Origin of the sequence: Candidatus Velamenicoccus archaeovorus, from assembly GCF_004102945.1 — a bacterium.
GTDB classification, from domain to species: Bacteria; Omnitrophota; Gorgyraeia; order Velamenicoccales; family Velamenicoccaceae; genus Velamenicoccus; species Velamenicoccus archaeovorus.
This window is the reverse complement of record NZ_CP019384.1, coordinates 380212-399150: the sequence shown is the minus strand read 5'-3', so window position 1 is coordinate 399150 and position 18939 is coordinate 380212. Positions and strand designations below refer to the sequence as shown.

The window sequence follows — 18939 nt, the reverse complement described above, 5'->3', positions numbered from 1 at the left end:
GAACGAAACCTCAACCAACCCATAACTACTTGACCTCTCTCTTTGAAAAAATCTTATAAAAACAAAATATGGCCAATGAAACGATTCCCAGCCATGACAACGCCAAAAGGATCCAGCCGGAGAGAGTCATCCCGCTTAAACCTCCAAGTTATTCTGCCGGCGGCGCCAGGCAAGCTTGACCAGGATGGACAAAATCACAAAAAACCCCACCAAACCCAGGCGTGTCCAAAAGATAAAAGGCTTGTCTGCTTCCGCCACGCCCCTGAGCAAGATCGTCGGCAAACCCTCCTGGTAAAACCAGAAACCCAGGATAACCAGAAGAAAAACAGGCGTCACGTATCTGATGATGAACTTATAGACACGGGGCACGGCAATGTCCGCGCCGTGATGGATCTCTTCCCACGCCCTGTCCATACCGAAGACCCAGGCGAAAAGAATGGTCTCGACCGTTCCAAAAAGGACGAGACAGAATGTGCCACCCCAGAAATCCAGCTCGTTGACGACGCCGCGGCTCAAAAAAAAGATCGCCGGCTGACAAAGGACAAAGCTGACGACCGCAAAAATCCCGACAGCTTTTTTACGGGAGATGTCGAATTCATCTTCCAGAAAAGCGACCGCTGGCTGCGCCAGAGAAACGCTCGACGTCACCCCGGCCATAAAAAGGAGCGCAAACCATAAAAAACTTAAAACCGCGGCCAAGGGGATCTTACCCAGGATCAACGGCATGGTCACAAACCCCAAATCGAATGCCCCCTGCTTGGCGATCGCCTGGACATCCACGGGCCCGAAAAAGACGAAAGCGGCCGGGATGATGATGCATCCGCCCAGGATGACCTCTGCGAACTCATTCATGCTAACGGCGGTCAAGCCGGAAAGCGCGACGTCGTCTCCACGCGACAGGTAGCTGGCATACGTCAGGATCACGCCGATACCGACGCTGAGCGTAAAAAAGATCTGGCCTGCCGCCGCCAGCCAGACCTTGGCCGACTTGAGTGCGCTGAAGTCCGGATTCCATAAAAACCCAAGACCGTTGACCAGATTCCAGTCCGGCCTTGCCGGATCAGGTGCGCCCAGCGTCAGGACCCGGACAGCCAGGATGATCCCGAAAAGGAACAAAACAGGCAGCGCGATCTTGCACAAGACTTCAATGCCGCCGCGTATGCCGTAATAAATCACAAAAATATTTAAAAAGAACGTCGCGATGAAAAAAAGATACGCCGGGCCGATATTGGAAAAGAAAGAATTCTGCTCCAGCCCCTGGTACCCCTTCAGGAAGGCCTGGATCGATGACTGGTCATGGAGCTGGGCCAGGACGCCTTTGAGGCTGTAAAAACTATACCCCAAGGTCCAGGATTCGATGAATGTGTAATAGATAAAAATGACAAACGGCCCGAAGATACCGATCACGCCGAAATATTTGACGAACCGGTTCTTCTGAAGGAGGCTGTGGAAGATACCCGGGGCCGTCCCGTGTTCAAAACCTCCGCCATAACGGCCCAGCGCCCATTCGATCCAGACCAGAGGGATCCCAAGAACGAGAAGCGCCACGAAATACGGGATCATAAAAGCGCCTCCGCCGTTGCCTGCGGCCTGAACCGGGAACCTCAAAAAATTCCCAAGCCCGACGGCAGAACCGGCCACAGCCATAATGATCCCGAGACGGGATCCCCACGATTCGCGCTTTGGCTTGAGTCGTCTCATGATCGATTTTCATTATAGCCACGGCCTAACTTTTTTGCAACTTTAAGTTTTCCTGGGGAGGCACAGCGGCAAAATCCATGATCCGGCAGGTCAGAAAAATCACCAGCTCCGTCTTGCGCGTCTCCGAGACCGTGTTACGGAAGAAAAAACCAAGGATAGGGACGTTGCCGACCCAGGGGATCTTGTTGGCCGTTTTGACCGTTTCGTCTTTCATCAGGCCGCCGATAACCAGCGTCGCGCCGTCCTTCAGGAGAACCGTCGTTTCCGTCTCCGAGGTCTCGACAATAGGGATCTTATTTCCGGTCGATGTCGTGTAATTCTCCGTCACGGCGCTGACCTCCGGCCTGACCTTGATGGAAATGAAATCGTCCGCCCCGATGGTCGGCGTCACATACAATTTCACGCCGACATCCACGAAATTGACCGCCTCGGCCGTCTCGGTCGTCGATTGACCCTGGACCGCCGTCGTCGTCACGTAAACCTGCTTGGAGCCGACAAGGATCCTGGCGGATTCGTTGTTGACAACGGCCAGCCTTGGCGCCGAAAGGATCTTTGTATCCCCCTGCGTCCGCAGCGCTTCGATGACGGCGCTGTAATCATTGCGCCCGCTGGGGTTCAAACTGCCAATCGTCCATTTGTTGCCGGTCGTGGTGATTACGTTGCCGAACATTCCCTGGACGGAGAATTTTTTATTCAGGACGTATTCCCAATCGATGCCCAGCGAGGTCTTATCGGTCAAGTTGACCTGAACGATCTTGGCATCGATCAGCACTTCCCGCGTCCTCTGATCCAGACCCGCAATCACGGCCTCGGCCCGGTTGAGACGTTCGGGATAATCCGTCACGATCAGGCGGTTGGCCCGGGTGTCGACGACCAAACGGCCGGTGTTCGCGGAAAGGACTTCCCGCACGGACTCCGCCGCTTTCTCGCACTTGGCGTAATTCAGGTCAAAGATGCGCGTTTCCATCGGACGGTCCATCTGCCGAACCAGGATCTCCATCTCATGCAATTTTTGGGGCGTCTCCAAAATGATGAGGGTGCCTGAGGCCTCATCGACGACGATCTGCCCGACACCCGACTTCACCTGCGTCAGAAGGCCGGCCGCCTGCTGGACGGCCAAATAACGCAAAGGCAAGCGCAGCATCCGGCGGGGATCGGCGTATTTCTGGCCGTAGGCCTGTTCGTAATCCTGGGCCGTCATGATCCTCGCCACCTCCCCCTCCTGGTGCAGGACCAGGTTGTTGGAAGCAAGGATCGTCCTCATCGCGTCAGAGGGTGAGACATCCTTCACAAAGACGGTCACGCGGCCGCTGACGTTCTTGTCAACGACCACGTTGATGCGCACCTTGGATGCCAGCATCTTCAAGACCTCCACGACATCCATGCCCTTGATATCGAGCGACACCTTGTCAGCGGCCGTTGCCGCGGCAGGCGGGTTCAGGTCCTGGGCCGAGACGACGCCGGCGAAAAATACAAGATATGCAAATAAAAAAATACTCGTCACGTTAGAAAAAGCCGCTGCCTGAAAGCGATGGTCGTCTCCGATGGAAACTGACGGTGACTTTAGACCGCCACCAGAGTAAACATTTCGAGAACAAATTTCTCTAACGGGATTCACAGCTCGAGGGCATAGCATTGCCCGCCTCCTGAAAAAACCACCTGGTGATCGCCGATCTCGGAAACCACGAGATCTCCGACAGCATCATTGACACAAAGATAGGACGTCCTGGCTGATCTCTTGTCTTCGACGGCGGCACGCCTGCCTTGTCCCACGTCTTCTACGATACCGACAAGCACCAACTGCGCCAGGATGTCCTCTTTCTTTTCCTGCGTCAGGATCGCCCGCTTCGGCTTGGTCTTGGCCGACCCGAATATCTTTCTGCCTGCGGCCGTCACATAGACCTGAGGTTCCGCAAAGGCCCTACCCGAACCAATCGCTTTTTTCAGATAATCCCGGGCTTTCTTTTTGGGTATTCGCAGATCGTCGAATACCTCAAGCGCCATGCGGACACCGACGAGAGACGCACCTTCTGGAGACGCAGAAATCGCCATCGACTCAGGCGAAGAAAAAAATGTGAGTTCCGAAAACCCGTCCAAAAACCGATAGACGCCGTCTTCCGGCGCCTGAAAAGTCATTTCGATCTTCCTGCGCCGCAGACCCTGCCGGTCATTTTTTTCGTCTGCCTGCGCCGGCTTCATAGAACCCAAAAAAATCCTCTCTCTTTTTGCCAACATATGCAGTTCTTTTAAAGACTCATCCAGAGAGATCTCGCCCATTTTTCTTCGGCCATATGTCTCTTTTAACCCCTTGTCTTCGTTCAAAACATTCAAAAACAAAACAACAGCCTCCTCCTCTTGTCTGCCTCTATCCAGCAACACAGAAAGGCTTTTATCCGCCTGACGCAATGCCATCCAGCCGGGTGCGCTCAAAATCATGCATAATCCCATGGCTAAAAACGATCTTTTGGCCCGGGCCCAGGGATATGGTTTAAAGATGTGTTTCGCAAATGAACTTATGTTCATAGAAACACCCAAACAAGTTAAGTTTATTCTCCAATGACGAATTTCTAATGACCAATGCCGAATAAATATCCAAGACCTCAATAATTCATGAATCAGTTTTCCGGCATTTGTTGACGATCGCGCAAAAAATAAGATTCAATTCTTGCGCCTCCCCTGCAAGTCTTTTCGCCTCTTGCTCTAACGGTTTTTGGACTCTGACCACCATGCGCAACCAATGTTTTGTTTCGCGAGCCTCTTTTTTGCAAAATCAATAATGTCTTCTCCAAATTTTGCAGTCCTTTCCTCAAGATCATAATTCGGCATGTTTTTCTTTAGGCATTGAACATTTATTCGTCATTGGGATTTCGATATTAGACATTTCAACATATTATGTGCTGTTTACAAAGACAAGATCCAGCCTCAATAGTCAACCCATATTCCTCGGCCTCGCCCCTGGCCTTGCCCGAAGGGCAGGCCGAGGACAAGGCCAGGGGCAGAGGCCGGGGCTTGTTTCGGGTACCTCTAAGCGGCCACAACACTCTCCGCCCTAAAGGGCGGAGCTTTTAGGCCGCGCAGAGCCAACTATGGGATAGCGACCCTGAACGACACGGGTCCTTCTGTCAGCGCGTCTTTATTCTGGATAAGATACTCCAACCGGGCCTTTTGAAAAACGCGCTCCGATTTCAAGGACTTCACATAATCCAGGACATGCGTCATGTCTTTGCCTGAGCCTTTGAGGGATATCTTGGCTCCGCCCTGGACGCGAAGCTCGTCTATCATGATGTTTTCGTCGCTGTGCCGCCCCAAGACGGATAAAATCTCCTTGTAGGTGCCTGTCGCGACAAAGTGGTTCTCAACCCACACCCCGCGGGCCACGGCATCGCCGATTGTCATGACATCCTTCTGTGCCGCCATCTCATGCCTTAACCTCGTGAACGCGTCGGCGTCCCGGACGACCTTCGCGGCATACAGAAACCACAATATAAAAACAAGGCCGCAAAAAAGAAACGCGCCATGATGCCACCGTCGGCCGACAGCCCGCCCCCTGGCCTCCGCCTTGCATTCGGGCGGCCTCATATCCATACATCCGTTTTCGGGATTCATGGCCAGTCCGAGACTGGACGCAAACGATAAACGCTCCTCGGCCGGCAAAGACCGAAGGAATGGATTTCCCGCCTGGATCACGTCTTCAATAACAACAGCGTCGAAGAAACTATGGCTTTTCAACGCCTGGAGCTCTTCTGGCGAAAAAGATCCCGCGACATAGATCTTTTTGTCGAAGATAAATTCCACGCCGCCCAGCCGGCGGCAAAGCTCCAGGCTCATCTTGATCTCGCGCAACAACAATGAGGCCCGCTCCGGCCCCGTGATGGGAGAAAACGAAAAAGAACGGCTGAAATAAATTCGGCCGTCGCAGAAGACATTGAAATCAAAACCGTCGGGCCCCGCATTCAATAGGCACAAAGACCTCCCTGTCGCCTCGCGGCTGGCCTTTTGCAGCAAAAGCCATCGCCCCATTCCCTCGACATTAAACGTCACCAGAGACGGATTCAAGCCCATTTTTTTCAGGACAATCAAATAATATTCCAACCGGCTTTTAGGAAGACTATAGACATGAACGAGGGCATATCCTTGCGCGTCAAGGCCTGCAAACTGATAGTCATATACCACTTCCTCGCCTGCCGGACCGCTGTTCCTTGAAATGTGAAGCCGGACCATTTCCTCGAGCTCATGTTTATCTTGAGAGGGCAAACGCAATGTCTGGACGCTGGCAAGGTGACGGGGAATAATGACAATGGGATCTATCGGCCTGAAACCGTGCTTGCGGAAATGCCGGGCGAGAACACGCGGATTATTCAGGACGCCCTCCCGATCCCTGATGATAAAACAATGGGTCAGACGCCTTGATCGACGCCGCATCTCGCTGCGACAGCATTGCAAAGAAGAGCCGCTGAATTCCAGGACATAAAGAGGTGAATGGGGATGCATGAGACAAACCTCTTGCGTTCCATAACTGTAACACATAAGGATTATTAAATCAAGCTTTATTTTCCATTTATGGAACGAAATAAGGTAAAAAATAACCCCTGAGAATCTACTTCCCAAAGGGGACGCTTCCAACATAACTACTGATAGGATAGACCCGGACAAACCCCAGACAGAACCTTATCTCTACTTTATCTCAAAATCCCCGAAATTTCTGGGATGACCTTGCTGACGCGCCAGGAAATACCGGGGAGGTTCATAATGGTTTTCAGCGGTAAAAGGCGCCAAAAAAAGGTCGCCCGCGAGGTCTTCGCGGACAAAAAAAGCGTTCCCGCCGCCAAAATCGCAACCGACCAATTTATAACCCTTCCGGGCGCCCAAGAGCTCCAGCGACTTCAGACTGGCGCCAAAATGGGACGTGCCGTCCCATTTATGTTTTAAGTTTTCCTTCATGACCCATGGCATCGATGGCGGAAAAATCGCGTTGTATTCCATAATGACGACACGCGGGGAAAACCCCGTGAGCGCCTGCCAAACCCAATAATCGTTGCCATCGATATCGATAGAAAGCAAGTCGAATTCCCGGGGGACCTGACATTCGGCAAAGACCTCATTGATATTTTCAGAAGTAATGCATGCGCGCCAAACGGATAATTTGCCTTTATCGATCAGGGGCTTGAACTTACTTTTGATCCGCTCGACATAGACCGGCTTATATTCCATCCAGATGCCCTGCCACCCTTTTAACAATAACAAAAGACTGTTATTTTCCGTGCCATGCTTCCCGCAGCCGAACTCGACAAAAAATTGCGACGTCGTCTTGATCCGGCGAAAGATCTCTTCAATTATGCCGTCTTCACCGTGCTGCGAGAACCCTTTATGCTCATATCGCGTCAATCGCTTGGCGTCCTGATATTTGGGATTATTATATAAAAACTGCCGTATGTAGGTCTCTGTCTGAAGGTTGGCCATCAACCCGCTTAATGCGCGGATTTCTTCCAGTTCTCGTGCCGCCTTTTTTAAATTTTTAAACATCCCAGGCCCCCTCCCCTGAAAACATCAAGACGTTGGACGAATTTTACTCAGTGCCAGAAAGCCCCAGACTCCCCGCCTTGCCGGCAGACAGGCTGTCCGGGGATGAAGGTGCAAAGCCCGAAAGGCTTTCGGTGCGGGGTTTCGCGAAGCGCCGATAAAGCGGAGCTTCACTTTTTCAACTCTTCCAGAATCCGGTCAAGCTTCTGCTCGATCCTCTGGAGGATTTCAAGCTTCCTCTCTTCCATCCGGTGTTGCTTGTCCTGCACTTCTTTGGCCGTTTGCGCCAGCTTGGCCATGTCGGGGAGATTAAACATATATTAACTCCTATAATGAATGTTACTCAAGTTACGTCACTTGCCCCGCTCCGTAAGATATCGTAAAATTCTTCCAGAATTTTACGGTACTCGCGGGATTAATTCGGGCTGATGACTTAGCTTCACCGCCTACGGCCATCGGCTCGCTAAGTCATGCCATGGTGCCATCCGCCACCAGTACATTGGCGGATTAATTCGGGCTGATGACTTAGCTTCACCGCCTACGGCCATCGGCTCGCTAAGTCATGCCATGGTGCCATCCGCCACCAGTACATTGGCGGATTAATTCGGGCTGATGACTTAGCTTCACCGCCTACGGCCATCGGCTCGCTAAGTCATGCCCTCATTAAAATTTCTTTCCATGCCGATACGGCCGGCTTTTGTTCTTCTCGGCTTTCTTCTTGAGCGCCTCCTCTAAATCCAGGCCGCGGGCGCCGCAATAATCAAAGATGCGGATACAACAATCCGCCAGCTCCTCGGCGATGGCGTCCTTGCCCAGGTCGTTACGCATCGCCTCCAGTGCCTCGGAAAGCTCGGAATGCATCAAAGCGATGAGCTCGCCGTCGGAGCGCTCGAAATCCCACCACCCCTTTTCCTTGGCTGTCGCGTGACATAACTCGATCCACTGCTTTATTGTCATAAGAACTCCTTGAGTAAATCACCAATGATCAAGAAACAATAATCAAACACCAAATTCAAATAACCAAACGTTTACGTGTTTGTTTCTTGGAATTTGGTTATTCATCACAACCTCATCTCCCCTCAAAACCCTTCACGGCATCTATGAACCTCTTGACGCGTTTATGGTCTTTTTTACCGGGTGCCTTCTCCACGCCGCTGGAGACATCAACGCCGTAAGGTCTGAAAACTTTTAAGAACCCGCCGACATTCTCCGGCGTCAGGCCGCCAGAAACAATGATCTTCGCCTTCTTGTCTGCGAGAGGCGCCAGGACCTTCCAGGCGAACGTCGCACCCGTTCCGCCGAAGCGACACCGGCGGAAAGTATCCAGAAGAAAAAAATCCGCCCGATACCGGTCCAAACCCTCCAAAGAACGGCGATCCCGGACGCGGACCGCCTTGATGACGCCGCATCCTTTAAAAGAATTCACGTAGGCCGGCGTCTCTGTGCCGTGAAACTGCACCATGTCCAGACCGCAGGACGCCGCCACCGCCTTCACGCGCTCTTTGTCTTCGTTGACAAAGACTCCAACCTTGCGGACCGTCCGGGGCAGCCGGCTGATCAGGCGGCGGGCCCTGGAAGGCGGGATGTAACGCGGGCTTTTCTTGTAAAAAACAAACCCGAGGAAATCCGCGCCCGCAGCCACAGCAACCCTGGCATCGCGTAGGTTCGTGACCCCGCAGATCTTAACGTTGACGCTCATGGAACTCTACAGATTTTAAGTCCGTGCTGCCTATAAACCCTCCTTCGCCAAGCAGCTTGCGCGCTTGACTTCGGAGAGGTCATCCGCATACAGTCAACCATGAACACCCTAGTGACATCTACCGATAAAATAAACCTTTAATCTCCTACGACAGCGGATGACTTCAGGAAAGAAACGAATACCGCGGCGAGCGCGCCGGGGTCTTTGGCGCGCATAAGGCTTGTGCCGACCAAAACACCGCTCACGCCGGCCTCTTTGATCAATGCGAGATCCCCTTTGTCCTTGACGCCGCTCTCGCAAATAACCAGTCTGTCTTTGGGAAGTCTACCGGCCAGCCGCGTCAAGACGCCGAAATCCGTGGAAAAATCCTTAAGGTTACGCGTGTTGATGCCGATGAGCGCTTGAGGCGCTTCTGCAACCATTTCGACCTCAGCCTCGTCGTGAATCTCCAAAAGAACGTCGAGCGAACAATCAGAGGCCAGCCGGGCGAAACGGCGCAGGGCCGGCCGGTCCAAAAGGGAGGCGATCAACAAGACCGCGTCCGCTCCGTGCGCTTTGGACTCGTAAATCTGGTATTCGTCGACGATGAAATCCTTGCGCAGGACCGGCAGAGAAACGGCCCTTCTGACCTCATCCAGATACGCAAGCCTGCCGCCGAAATATTTTTCTTCCGTCAAAATGGACAAAGCGCTGACGCCCGCCTGGGCGTAAGCCGAGGCGATCGCAAGAGGGTCGAAGTCGGGGCGGATGACGCCGCAAGACGGGGAGGATTTTTTGATCTCTGCGACGAGGTGTATCCTGCCGGGGACGGCAAGGGCCGCCTTGAACCGCGGGGCCTCTAATGGACCTTCCAGGCGCTTCAAAAGGTCCCGCTGGGATGTTTCTTCTTTGCGGCGCTCAAGATCCTGACGCGTCTGCAGGACAATCTCATCAAGAATATTCATAGATTCGTGTATTCAATGAGCTTGTTGAGCTTCTTGATGGCCGCGCCGGAATCGATAGACTCTTCGGCCAGGCGCATCCCGTCTTTGATCGTATAAGCCTTGCCAGCCACATAGAGACCGCAGCCGGCATTCAAGACGATGATGTCCCTTTCAGGTCCTTCCATGCCCTTGAGGATATTTAAGGCGATCTGCTTGTTGGTCGCCCGTCCCTCGCCGAGCACATCGCGGGGATCGGCCTTCGGCACATCCAGCTTCTGGGGATCGACGACATATTCCTTCATGGGGGATTCTTTGGCGGCGGCGACTTCGCAGACATGGGTCGGCCCCCAGGTGATCAACTCGTCATATCCTCCCTCTCCCCAGACGACAAGCGCATGTTTCAGTCCAAGGTTCCTGAAGACTTCGCCAAGAACGGGCAATAACTTCCTGTCATAAACGCCGACCAGCTGATGCGTGGGAGAAGCCGGATTGATGAGGGGGCCGAGGATGTTGAAAACCGTGCGCGTCTGGAGCTTGCGGCGGATGGGCTGAACGTGGGCCATGGCCGGATGCAGGAGCGGTGCATAGAGAAACGCAATACCCGCCTCATGCAGACACCTCTCGACGGCCTCCAGGGGAGCGTTGATATTGACCCCCAGTTCTTCCATCAGGTCCGCACTGCCGCAGGCGCTCGAGACCGAACGGTTGCCGTGTTTGGCGACGGTGACGCCGGCGCCGGCGACGACAAGGGCTGCGACCGTCGAGACATTAAAAGTCCCCTTGGCGTCCCCGCCCGTGCCGCAAGTATCGAAGACCACCTCGGCCCCGGCGTCCAGAGGCCTGACAAACCGCCTCATGGCACGGACGGCGCCCGTAATCTCCTCTGCCGTCTCGCCTTTTTTAGCCAAAGCGCTCAAAAAAGCAATCGTCTCTGCCTCCGGCGCCTGCCCCTCGGCAACAAGAGAAATAGCAGCTTCCATCTCCTGCGCGTTCAAGGAAACACCGGACGAGACTTTTTTAACGGCATCCTGCATCATAGCTCAAGAAAATTCTTTAAGAGATGTTTGCCGGATTTTGTCATGATCGATTCCGGATGGAACTGAACGCCGAAAATAGGGTCTTTTTTATGCATCAACCCCATGATCTCTTTGTCTCTGGTCCATGCAGTCACCACGAGCTCTTTGGGAAACCCCTTGGCATCGACGAGAAGCGAATGATAACGCGTGGCCTCGAAAGGATTGGCCAGTCCTTTGAATATCCCCTGCCCCTTATGGTAGATCAACGACGTTTTGCCATGCATCAGCCTATCGGCCCTCACGATCCTGCCCCCGAAGCAATAGCCGATGGCCTGATGGCCGAGACAGACGCCCAAGATAGGGACCTTGCCCCCAAAGGCGCGGATGACATCGATGGAAATACCTGCATCTTCGGGACGACCCGGACCCGGCGAAATCACGATAGAGCGGGGTTTGAGTTTTTTAATCCCGGAGATCGTGATCTTGTCGTTGCGGAAAACCTTCAACTCCTGCCCCATCTCCCCCAGATACTGGACGAGATTATAGGTAAAGGAATCGTAATTGTCGATCATCAATATCATACAAGCCCTTCTTCAGTTTAATGACGAATTCCCAAGCCCGAATGCCTAATAAAGTTCGAATGTCTTAATGTCGAGAAATATCAAAAAAGTCCTTGGTTCTTTGAGGCATCGGGATTTGATTCGTCATTAGAATTTCGAAATTAAACATTTAAACGAATCATTCTTTCACGCGTTCTATCTTTGCTCCTAAGACTTTTAACTTTTCCTCCAGACGCTCATAGCCGCGGTCCAAATGGTAAATCCTGGAGACCTCCGTCCGGCCTCGGGCGACAAGCCCGGCCAACACGAGGGCTGCCGACGCCCTGAGATCGGAGGCCATGACAGGCGCACCGCTCAATTGCCTGGTGCCGTGCACGACCGCATACGGACCCTCCCTCTTGACCTGCGCCCCCATGCGGTTCAACTCCGCCACATGCATGAAACGGTCGGGATATATCTTTTCCGTGATCACGCTGATCCCGTCGGTAATGCTCATGAGCGTCATGAACTGCGCCTGCACGTCCGTCGGAAAACCTGGATACGGCAGCGTAACGACGTCCGTCGGCTTGAAACGGCGCGAGGACTTCTTGACAAGCACGCTGTCGCGCGCGATCTTGAAATCCATGCCTGCTTCCTCAAGTTTTTCTAAAACCGCCATCATGTGTTCCGCCCGGGCCTTCCTGACAAGCACCTCGCCCCGTGTGACCCCTGCAGCCATGATAAGAGTCGCCGCTTCGATCCTGTCCGGGATCACCTCATACTCGACGCCGTGCAACTCTTTGACGCCCGCGATCTCAAGGTACGGCGACCCCTCGCCTTTGATCTTGGCCCCCATCTTGATCAGGAACCGCGCCAGATCCACGACTTCGGGTTCGCATGCCGCATTTTCGATCACCGTCGTTCCGGCCGCCAGCGTCGCGGCCATCATGACGTTCCCCGTAGCCAGGACCGACGAGCCAAACGCGCCGCCCAGGTATATATGCGTGCCCTTGAGCCGCCGGCCGTCGGCGATAACATAGCCCTCCTTCACCTGGATCTTGGCACCCAGCTTCGCCAGACCTTTAAGATGAAGATCCACCGGCCGCACGCCGATGACGCATCCGCCTGGCAAAGAGACGCGGGCTTTTCCGTAGCGCGCCAACAGAGGGCCCAAGACACAGAAAGACGCCCGCATCGTCGAAACCAGTTTATACGGCGCCTCGCAACGCTCCAGGCCGTTCGGCCTCAGGCGGATGACATGATCCTTGAACTCATAAGCAACGCCCAGATGCTTGAGGATCTTAAGCATTGAGACGGTGTCGCGCAGATCCGGTGCATTCTTAATGACGCATTTGTCTTTTGTCAAAAGCGTCGCCGCCAGGATCGGCAAAAGCGAATTCTTGGAACCGGAAACTTCCACGCTCCCTTTTAAGGGGATACCGCCTTCAATGACAAGCTTGTCCATATTTGCAACCTCGCATGATGACGTTGAATAAAATCACCAATAACCCTGCCTGCGACAGGCAGGCAAGAAACAAATACTCCCGCCATGCGGGATCCCGCCTTAGGAAACATTTTGGTGCGGGACAAACAAATCCAAATCCTCAATCATCAAACAAAAGATATTGCTTGGTTATTGGTTTTTGGTAATTGGTTATTATTTGGTCCTTGTTTCTTGGAACTTGGTTATTTAAATTGTTTTGTCATGATCGCGACGCGATCCCGACCTGCAAGATCCTTGATAAATTCTACCGCAGACCAGCCCTGACGTCTGCCAAAAATTTTCTCGATCTCCCCCGCCTGTGTATCGCCGATCTCAAGAAAAAGCGACCCGCCTGGTTTTAAAAATCTTGCGGCTGTGCGGGCGAACCTGCGATAAAAATAAAGCCCGTTTCCCGGCGCAACCAAAGCTTCCCGCGGTTCCCGCCGCACATCCTCAGCCAGATGCCTGTATTCACGCAAAGACACGTAGGGCGGATTGGAGACAATCGCGTCAAAACACTCGCCCCCCACCGCCGAGAAAAGATCGGATTTGACAAACCTGATCCTGTCGGCCACGCCGCACCGCCTGGCATTGACGCGCGCCACCGAAAGGCAGGTTTCGGAAATATCGACGGCTGTAATCCATCCACGCTTATTTTGCGGCAAGAAGGCGGCCAGGGCGATCGCGATATTGCCGCTGCCGGTGCCGACATCCAGGATGTTCAAACGTCCGCCCGTCTTCGGCAGGCAGCCACAAAGAAAACGCCTGAGCGCCTCATCGACAAGGATCTCCGTTTCAGGCCTGGGGACGAGCACGCCCGGCCTGACGCAAAGCTTCAGCCCCATGAAATCGACATCGCCCAGAAGATACTGCAAAGGCTCGCCCTGCAGGCGGCGGCGCAGGATCGCTTCCAGGCGCCTGTTTTCAACGACACGGAGCGCCCGGCGGGAATGGTCGAGATACAACGACGACCTGTCACACGCCAAAACCTTGCAAAGAATGGACTCGATCTCGTTCATCCCTTCTCCCCTTGCACCTCGGCGCGAAGCAGCGCCTCGGTCACCTCATCCAGCGCGCCGTCCAAAATCGCCTCGAGGCGATGCGACGTAAAATTGATCCTGTGGTCCGTGACGCGTCTGTCCGGAAAATTATACGTCCGGATCTTCTCGCTGCGGTCTCCTGTGCCCACCTGGGACTTCCTGAGCTCCGAGCGCGCCGATTCCTTCCTGTGGCGCATCTCATCGGACAGGCGCGTACGCAGGACGCGCATGGCCTTGGCGCGGTTCTTGATCTGGGAACGCTCGTCCTGGCACGTCACGACCAGGCCCGTCGGCAGATGTGTGATGCGCACGGCCGAGTCCGTCGTGTTGACGTGCTGGCCGCCGTGGCCTCCGGCGCGGTAAACATCAATCTTTAAATCCTTGGGATCGATCACCAGTTCCGTCTCTTCGGGCTCGAAAAGAACCGCGACGGTCGCCGCCGACGTATGGATGCGACCCGAAGCTTCCGTCTCCGGCACGCGCTGGACGCGATGGACGCCGCTTTCGTATCTGAGGTGCTTGTAGGCGCCGGGGCCGATGACGCTGAAAACCACTTCCTTGATCCCGCCTAGGTCGGTCGGGTTAATGGACATCAATTCCACATCCCAGCCCTTCACCGCCGCATATTTCGTATACATCCTATAGAGATCCGCCGCAAATAAACTCGCCTCTTGCCCGCCGGTGCCGGCGCGTATCTCCACCATACAGTTCTTGTTCATGTCCGGGTCGGGCTCGGCCATCAGGGCCTTGAGTTCCAAGTCGGCATTATGTTTCTTTATCTCAAGGACAGCCAATTCATGATTGGCCAAATCCTTAAACTCCTTGCTTTGATTTGGATCATCCAGGATATTAAGGACGTCCCTGATCTCGCTGTTAATCTCGTCTAAATCGTCCTTCTTTTTAAGGATCGGTGCAATCTCGGCCAATTCCTTGGCGTATTTAACAGTCAAGGTATTATTGGAGACGACATCCGGCGAGACCAAGAACTGTTCAAGCTCGATCTTTCTCTTCTTGAGGTCCTCGATAGAGCGCGGCATGGATCACGCAGACTTTTTGTACTTTTTCATGAACTTCTCGACGCGGCCGGCCGTATCGACGAATTTCTGCTTGCCCGTGAAAAACGGATGGCAGGCCGAGCAGATGTCGACGCGGATATTCTGCTTGGTCGAGCGCGTATGGATCACCTCGCCGCAGGCGCAGATGATCGTGGTCTCTTTGTAGTTCGGATGGATCTTGTCTTTCATTTTAGTCTCCTTGATTTTGCCTATAACCAGGCCCTTTCCTTGCAAAATCAACCCCGAGCCTGCGTAGGAAATTTCCGCCGACTCGTCCTGGCGGAAATTTACAAGCGCCCAGGCGAGGGGTCGATCCCTGTTATTTCTGATTCATGCTGTCAAGAAAATCACCATTATTCTTGGTTTTGGAAAGCTTGTCAATGAGAAGCTCCATCGCTTCCGCCGAGTTAAGCTCGTTCAAGACCTTGCGCAGGATCCATATCTTCTGGAGGTGCTTGGGGTCGATCAGGAGCTCTTCGCGGCGCGTGTTGGAACGCTTGATATCAATGGCCGGATAAATACGGCGCTGGAAGAGATTGCGGTCCAGCTGCAATTCCATATTACCCGTCCCCTTGAATTCCTCGAAGATGACTTCATCCATGCGGCTGCCCGTATCCACGAGCGCCGTCGCGATGATCGTCAGGCTTCCGCCCTCTTCCAGGGCCCGGGCCGCGCCGAAGAAGCGCTTGGGCTTGTGCAGCGCATGAGAATCCATGCCGCCCGTCAGGATTTTACCGGAATGCGGCACGACCGTATTATAGGCGCGCGCCAGACGCGTGATCGAATCCAGGAGAACAACGACATCTTTCTTGTGTTCGACAAGCCTCTTGGCCTTCTCCAGGACGATCTCCGCCACCTGGACGTGACGTTCCGCAGGTTCATCGAAGGTCGAACTGATGACCTCGCCCTTGACCAGTCTCTGCATGTCCGTGACTTCTTCGGGGCGCTCGTCGATCAAAAGGACGATCAGGACCGTCTCCGGGTTGTTCTTGGTGATGGCGTTGGCGATCTTCTGCAAAAGGACCGTCTTGCCGCTGTAAGGCTGGGCGACGATCAAACCGCGCTGCCCTTTGCCGATCGGTGTCAGGAGATCCATGATGCGCGTCGAGGCATCCTCCGCCATATGCTCCAGCACAAAACGCTCGTGCGGATAGACGGGCGTCAAGTTGTCAAAAAGGATCTTATCCTTGATGGTCTCCGGGTTTTCGAAATTCACGGCCTCGACCTTCAGGAGCGCGAAATATTTCTCGCCTTCCTTGGGTGGACGGATCTGGCCGGAGACCGTGTCGCCGGTGCGCAGGTCGAACTTGCGGATCTGCGAAGGAGACACATAAATATCGTCGGGACAGGGCAAATAGTTGTAATTCGACGATCGCAGGAACCCAAACCCTTCGGGAAGGATCTCCAGGACCCCCTCCCCAAACATCAGCCCCTCGCGTTCCGCCTGCGCCTGCAGGATCTTAAAGATCAGATCCTGCTTCTTGGAGCCGCTGATGCCGTTGACATTCAGCGTCTTGGCGAATTTCGCGAGATCTGCGATCTTCATTTCCTTGAGTTTTGCGATTTCTAGCTTTTCCACGTTTCTTCCTCCATGATTTTTTTCACTTGCATGTACGTCTGGGACTTGGTCCCGTTATTATGGATGATCATATCGCAACGCGCGCTTTTCCGTGACAAGGGCATCTGATGGCGCACCCGCCGCGCGATATCCTGCGGAGTGAACCGGTGAGAACGCAAGAGCCGCTTTCTCCGGACGGCGGGAGAAGCGACGACGCATGCCGTCACATCAAATAATTTATAAAAATCCGTCTCGAAAAGAAGCGGGACTTCGGCGACGGCGACGCCGCTCTTTTTGTTCCTGCGCAAGAATGCCGCCAGCTTCTTTTTGACAATGGGATGGATCAGGCGCTCGAGCCGCGCCACTTTCCCCGGGGAAGAAAAAACTTCTGCCGCCAGCTTCTTTTTGTCGAGGCGGCCGTCCCTCAGGCAGACTTCGCCGAAGGCGTTCCGGATCTTCCTCTTGAGCGCCGCATTGGCTCCCAGTTCCCGGCGCACCACCTCATCGGCATTCCAAGTCTTTGCGCCAAGGGAACCAAAGAATTTCAGAACCGTGCTCTTGCCGGTCCCCAGCCCTCCCGTCAAACCGATCGTCGTGGAGCCCCGCAGGCTCGCCCTCGGCCCTGGGCAAGGCCCGTAACGCCTTTCTTCTCCGCCTGTGGGGCGGAATCCTGAGCAAAGGCCTGCGGCTGAAAGCCGCGGCCTGCGTCGAAGGGTCATCCGCGCCCCTCCCGGGAATGACGCTGCGCTTTCTCGTACAACGCGACATATTTCCTGGCAGATTCCTTCCAGGAAAAATTCAGGCGCATCACGCGCTTCATCAGGTCCTGCCATGGCATCTGCCGGCTGAAAAGCTGCCTGGCTGCCACAACAGCCGCCAGAAACTCTTTTTGCCCGAACCGACCGAAGACAAACCCGGAACCTTTCTGGGGATCCGCCTGAACGTCGCTGACCGTATCCGCCAAACCGCCCGTTTTATAAACAATGGGGATCGTTCCGTATTTGAAACCGATCAATTGGCCGATGCCGCAGGGTTCAAAATGCGAAGGCATCAAAAACGCATCCGAACCGGCATAAATCTGGTGGGCGAGCCTGTCGTCGAAACGCGAGCTATAGTATATATTGTGCGGATACTGCCGGGCATACTGGAAGGCGGCCGCTTCGTACTTGGGATCGCCGACACCCAGGATCACCATCTGCATTCCCGCCTTGACACATTCCGGGATGATGTTCAAAATAAGCTCCACGCCTTTCTGTTCCACCAGCCGGCCGACAAAACCCAAAAGAAAAACATTCTCGTCCTGCGGGAAACCGCAGACCCCCTGCAGCTTCAGCTTATTGATCTTCTTGTCGCAGATGGTATTGATCGTATAGCTCTTGAAGATCAGGGCGTCCCCTTGAGGATTCCAAGTTTTATAATCGACGCCGTTGATGATGCCGGAAAATCGGTCCTTCCTTTGCGCCAAAACCCCTTCCAAACCGCAGCCGAAATCTTGCGTCTGGACCTCGCGGCTATAAGTCAGGCTCACCGTGTTGATGTCATCCGCCCCCAAGATGCCGCCCTTCAAGAGATTGATCTTGTCGTAATACTCGAGACCTTCCATCGTGAAATACTCCCAGCCAAGCCCCGTCTCGGGCATCCGCTCTTTGGAAAAAATGCCCTGGTAAGCCATATTGTGGATCGTCAGGACCGTCGCCGGCATCCGGCCGTCCTTCTTGAAAAACTGGCGGCCGCGGTCTTTCAGGTAAAGAGGCACAAGGGACGTCTGCCAATCATGGCAGTGGATCACGTCGGGAACAAAACCGATCTTTTCAAAAAGCTCCAGCGACCTCAGGCAAAAATAGGAAAAACGCCTCATGTTGTCTGGATAATCGCCGAAAGAGTCGCCGTAAAGCCCGGCCCGGAGATACATGTCGTGTTTCACAAAAAAAACACGGATGTTTTCCCCCAAAAACGTCATGTCATAATCGCTGTTGACGGTCTTGAAAAGAAAACGTGTCCCTTTGACCGACTGATACTTCGGAAGAATCAGGACAACTTCGTGCCCGAGAGCATCAAGTTCCTGAGGCAGGGCTCCGCATACATCCGCCAACCCGCCTGTTTTGGCAAACGGCACGGCCTCGCTGGCGCATAAAGCGATTTTCATCTTGAGCCTCCTTCAATGAACGCGTGACTTATGGAACAAAGTGAACATAAGTCACTGCGCGAATTGAACCCAGCACCAATTTTACTAAAAAGCTTGGACTCTTGAGACAGCGGTTTGTGTTTCAGCATAAACCTTTGTATTTTAAGATAAGCGTATCAGTAAACCCCATTAGAAGACTTTGTTCTCTGGCGGTCTCTTGCCGACGGTGACTTTATACCATCGTCGGCTTCAATAGGAGATACCCGCCGAACGGAATCGG

The 18939-nt window shown here is 53.9% G+C and carries 18 protein-coding genes; all 18 read right to left on the bottom strand.

Going from position 1 to position 18939, the window contains the following annotated elements; translation table 11 throughout:
- Positions 1 to 135 precede the first annotated feature (135 nt).
- The 18 genes from BU251_RS01350 to BU251_RS01270 all read right to left on the bottom strand — a co-directional run bounded on the left by BU251_RS01350 (position 136) and on the right by BU251_RS01270 (position 18680).
- The gene (locus BU251_RS01350; protein ID WP_128699113.1) at positions 136 to 1701 is read right to left on the bottom strand and encodes a sodium-dependent transporter; all 1566 of its coding nucleotides are present in this window, start codon (positions 1699 to 1701) and stop codon (positions 136 to 138) included.
- Between the two features lie 25 nt (positions 1702 to 1726).
- The gene (locus BU251_RS01345; protein WP_164908802.1) at positions 1727 to 3205 is read right to left on the bottom strand and encodes a secretin N-terminal domain-containing protein; all 1479 of its coding nucleotides are present in this window, start codon (positions 3203 to 3205) and stop codon (positions 1727 to 1729) included.
- A gap of 110 nt (positions 3206 to 3315) precedes the next feature.
- Positions 3316 to 4137 carry a hypothetical protein gene (locus BU251_RS01340; RefSeq protein WP_128699111.1) on the bottom strand — a complete coding sequence of 274 codons (822 nt, stop codon included), beginning with the start codon at positions 4135 to 4137 and terminating at the stop codon, positions 3316 to 3318.
- 648 nt (positions 4138 to 4785) lie between these two features.
- The gene (pilM, locus tag BU251_RS01335) at positions 4786 to 6192 is read right to left on the bottom strand and encodes a type IV pilus biogenesis protein PilM (RefSeq protein ID WP_128699110.1); all 1407 of its coding nucleotides are present in this window, start codon (positions 6190 to 6192) and stop codon (positions 4786 to 4788) included.
- A gap of 183 nt (positions 6193 to 6375) precedes the next feature.
- The gene (locus BU251_RS01330; RefSeq protein ID WP_128699109.1) at positions 6376 to 7224 is read right to left on the bottom strand and encodes a hypothetical protein; all 849 of its coding nucleotides are present in this window, start codon (positions 7222 to 7224) and stop codon (positions 6376 to 6378) included.
- A gap of 167 nt (positions 7225 to 7391) precedes the next feature.
- Positions 7392 to 7538: a hypothetical protein gene (locus BU251_RS09370; protein ID WP_164908801.1), complete on the bottom strand. Its 147-nt coding sequence runs from the start codon at positions 7536 to 7538 to the stop codon at positions 7392 to 7394.
- Between the two features lie 346 nt (positions 7539 to 7884).
- The gene (locus BU251_RS01325) at positions 7885 to 8178 is read right to left on the bottom strand and encodes a MazG nucleotide pyrophosphohydrolase domain-containing protein (protein ID WP_128699108.1); all 294 of its coding nucleotides are present in this window, start codon (positions 8176 to 8178) and stop codon (positions 7885 to 7887) included.
- Between the two features lie 112 nt (positions 8179 to 8290).
- Positions 8291 to 8920: a phosphoribosylanthranilate isomerase gene (locus BU251_RS01320; protein ID WP_128699107.1), complete on the bottom strand. Its 630-nt coding sequence runs from the start codon at positions 8918 to 8920 to the stop codon at positions 8291 to 8293.
- Positions 8921 to 9057: 137 nt separating this feature from the next.
- Positions 9058 to 9864, bottom strand: a complete 807-nt coding sequence (gene trpC / locus BU251_RS01315) for an indole-3-glycerol phosphate synthase TrpC (protein ID WP_128699106.1) — start codon at positions 9862 to 9864, stop codon at positions 9058 to 9060.
- Positions 9861 to 10880: an anthranilate phosphoribosyltransferase gene (gene trpD / locus BU251_RS01310; protein ID WP_128699105.1), complete on the bottom strand. Its 1020-nt coding sequence runs from the start codon at positions 10878 to 10880 to the stop codon at positions 9861 to 9863. The genes trpC and trpD overlap by 4 nt, the downstream gene beginning before the upstream one ends.
- Complete coding sequence (locus BU251_RS01305; protein ID WP_128699104.1) at positions 10877 to 11440, bottom strand: anthranilate synthase component II; 564 nt, start codon at positions 11438 to 11440, stop codon at positions 10877 to 10879. The genes trpD and BU251_RS01305 overlap by 4 nt, the downstream gene beginning before the upstream one ends.
- 157 nt (positions 11441 to 11597) lie before the next feature.
- Complete coding sequence (murA, locus tag BU251_RS01300) at positions 11598 to 12863, bottom strand: UDP-N-acetylglucosamine 1-carboxyvinyltransferase (RefSeq protein ID WP_128699103.1); 1266 nt, start codon at positions 12861 to 12863, stop codon at positions 11598 to 11600.
- Between the two features lie 221 nt (positions 12864 to 13084).
- A complete protein-coding gene (gene prmC / locus BU251_RS01295; protein WP_128699102.1) occupies positions 13085 to 13900 on the bottom strand; it encodes a peptide chain release factor N(5)-glutamine methyltransferase in 816 nt (271 codons plus the stop codon).
- A complete protein-coding gene (prfA, locus tag BU251_RS01290) occupies positions 13897 to 14958 on the bottom strand; it encodes a peptide chain release factor 1 (RefSeq protein ID WP_128699101.1) in 1062 nt (353 codons plus the stop codon). The genes prmC and prfA overlap by 4 nt, the downstream gene beginning before the upstream one ends.
- A 3-nt stretch (positions 14959 to 14961) precedes the next feature.
- On the bottom strand, positions 14962 to 15165 hold the full coding sequence (gene rpmE, locus BU251_RS01285; RefSeq protein ID WP_128699100.1) for a 50S ribosomal protein L31: 204 nt from the start codon (positions 15163 to 15165) through the stop codon (positions 14962 to 14964).
- A 130-nt stretch (positions 15166 to 15295) separates the two neighbouring features.
- Positions 15296 to 16522, bottom strand: coding sequence for a transcription termination factor Rho (rho, locus tag BU251_RS01280; RefSeq protein WP_128700934.1), 1227 nt, complete (start codon positions 16520 to 16522; stop codon positions 15296 to 15298).
- Between the two features lie 20 nt (positions 16523 to 16542).
- The gene (gene coaE, locus BU251_RS01275; RefSeq protein WP_164908800.1) at positions 16543 to 17253 is read right to left on the bottom strand and encodes a dephospho-CoA kinase; all 711 of its coding nucleotides are present in this window, start codon (positions 17251 to 17253) and stop codon (positions 16543 to 16545) included.
- Positions 17250 to 18680: a glycogen synthase gene (locus tag BU251_RS01270; RefSeq protein WP_128699098.1), complete on the bottom strand. Its 1431-nt coding sequence runs from the start codon at positions 18678 to 18680 to the stop codon at positions 17250 to 17252. Before BU251_RS01270 ends, coaE begins: the two co-directional genes overlap by 4 nt.
- Positions 18681 to 18939: the final 259 nt, after the last annotated feature.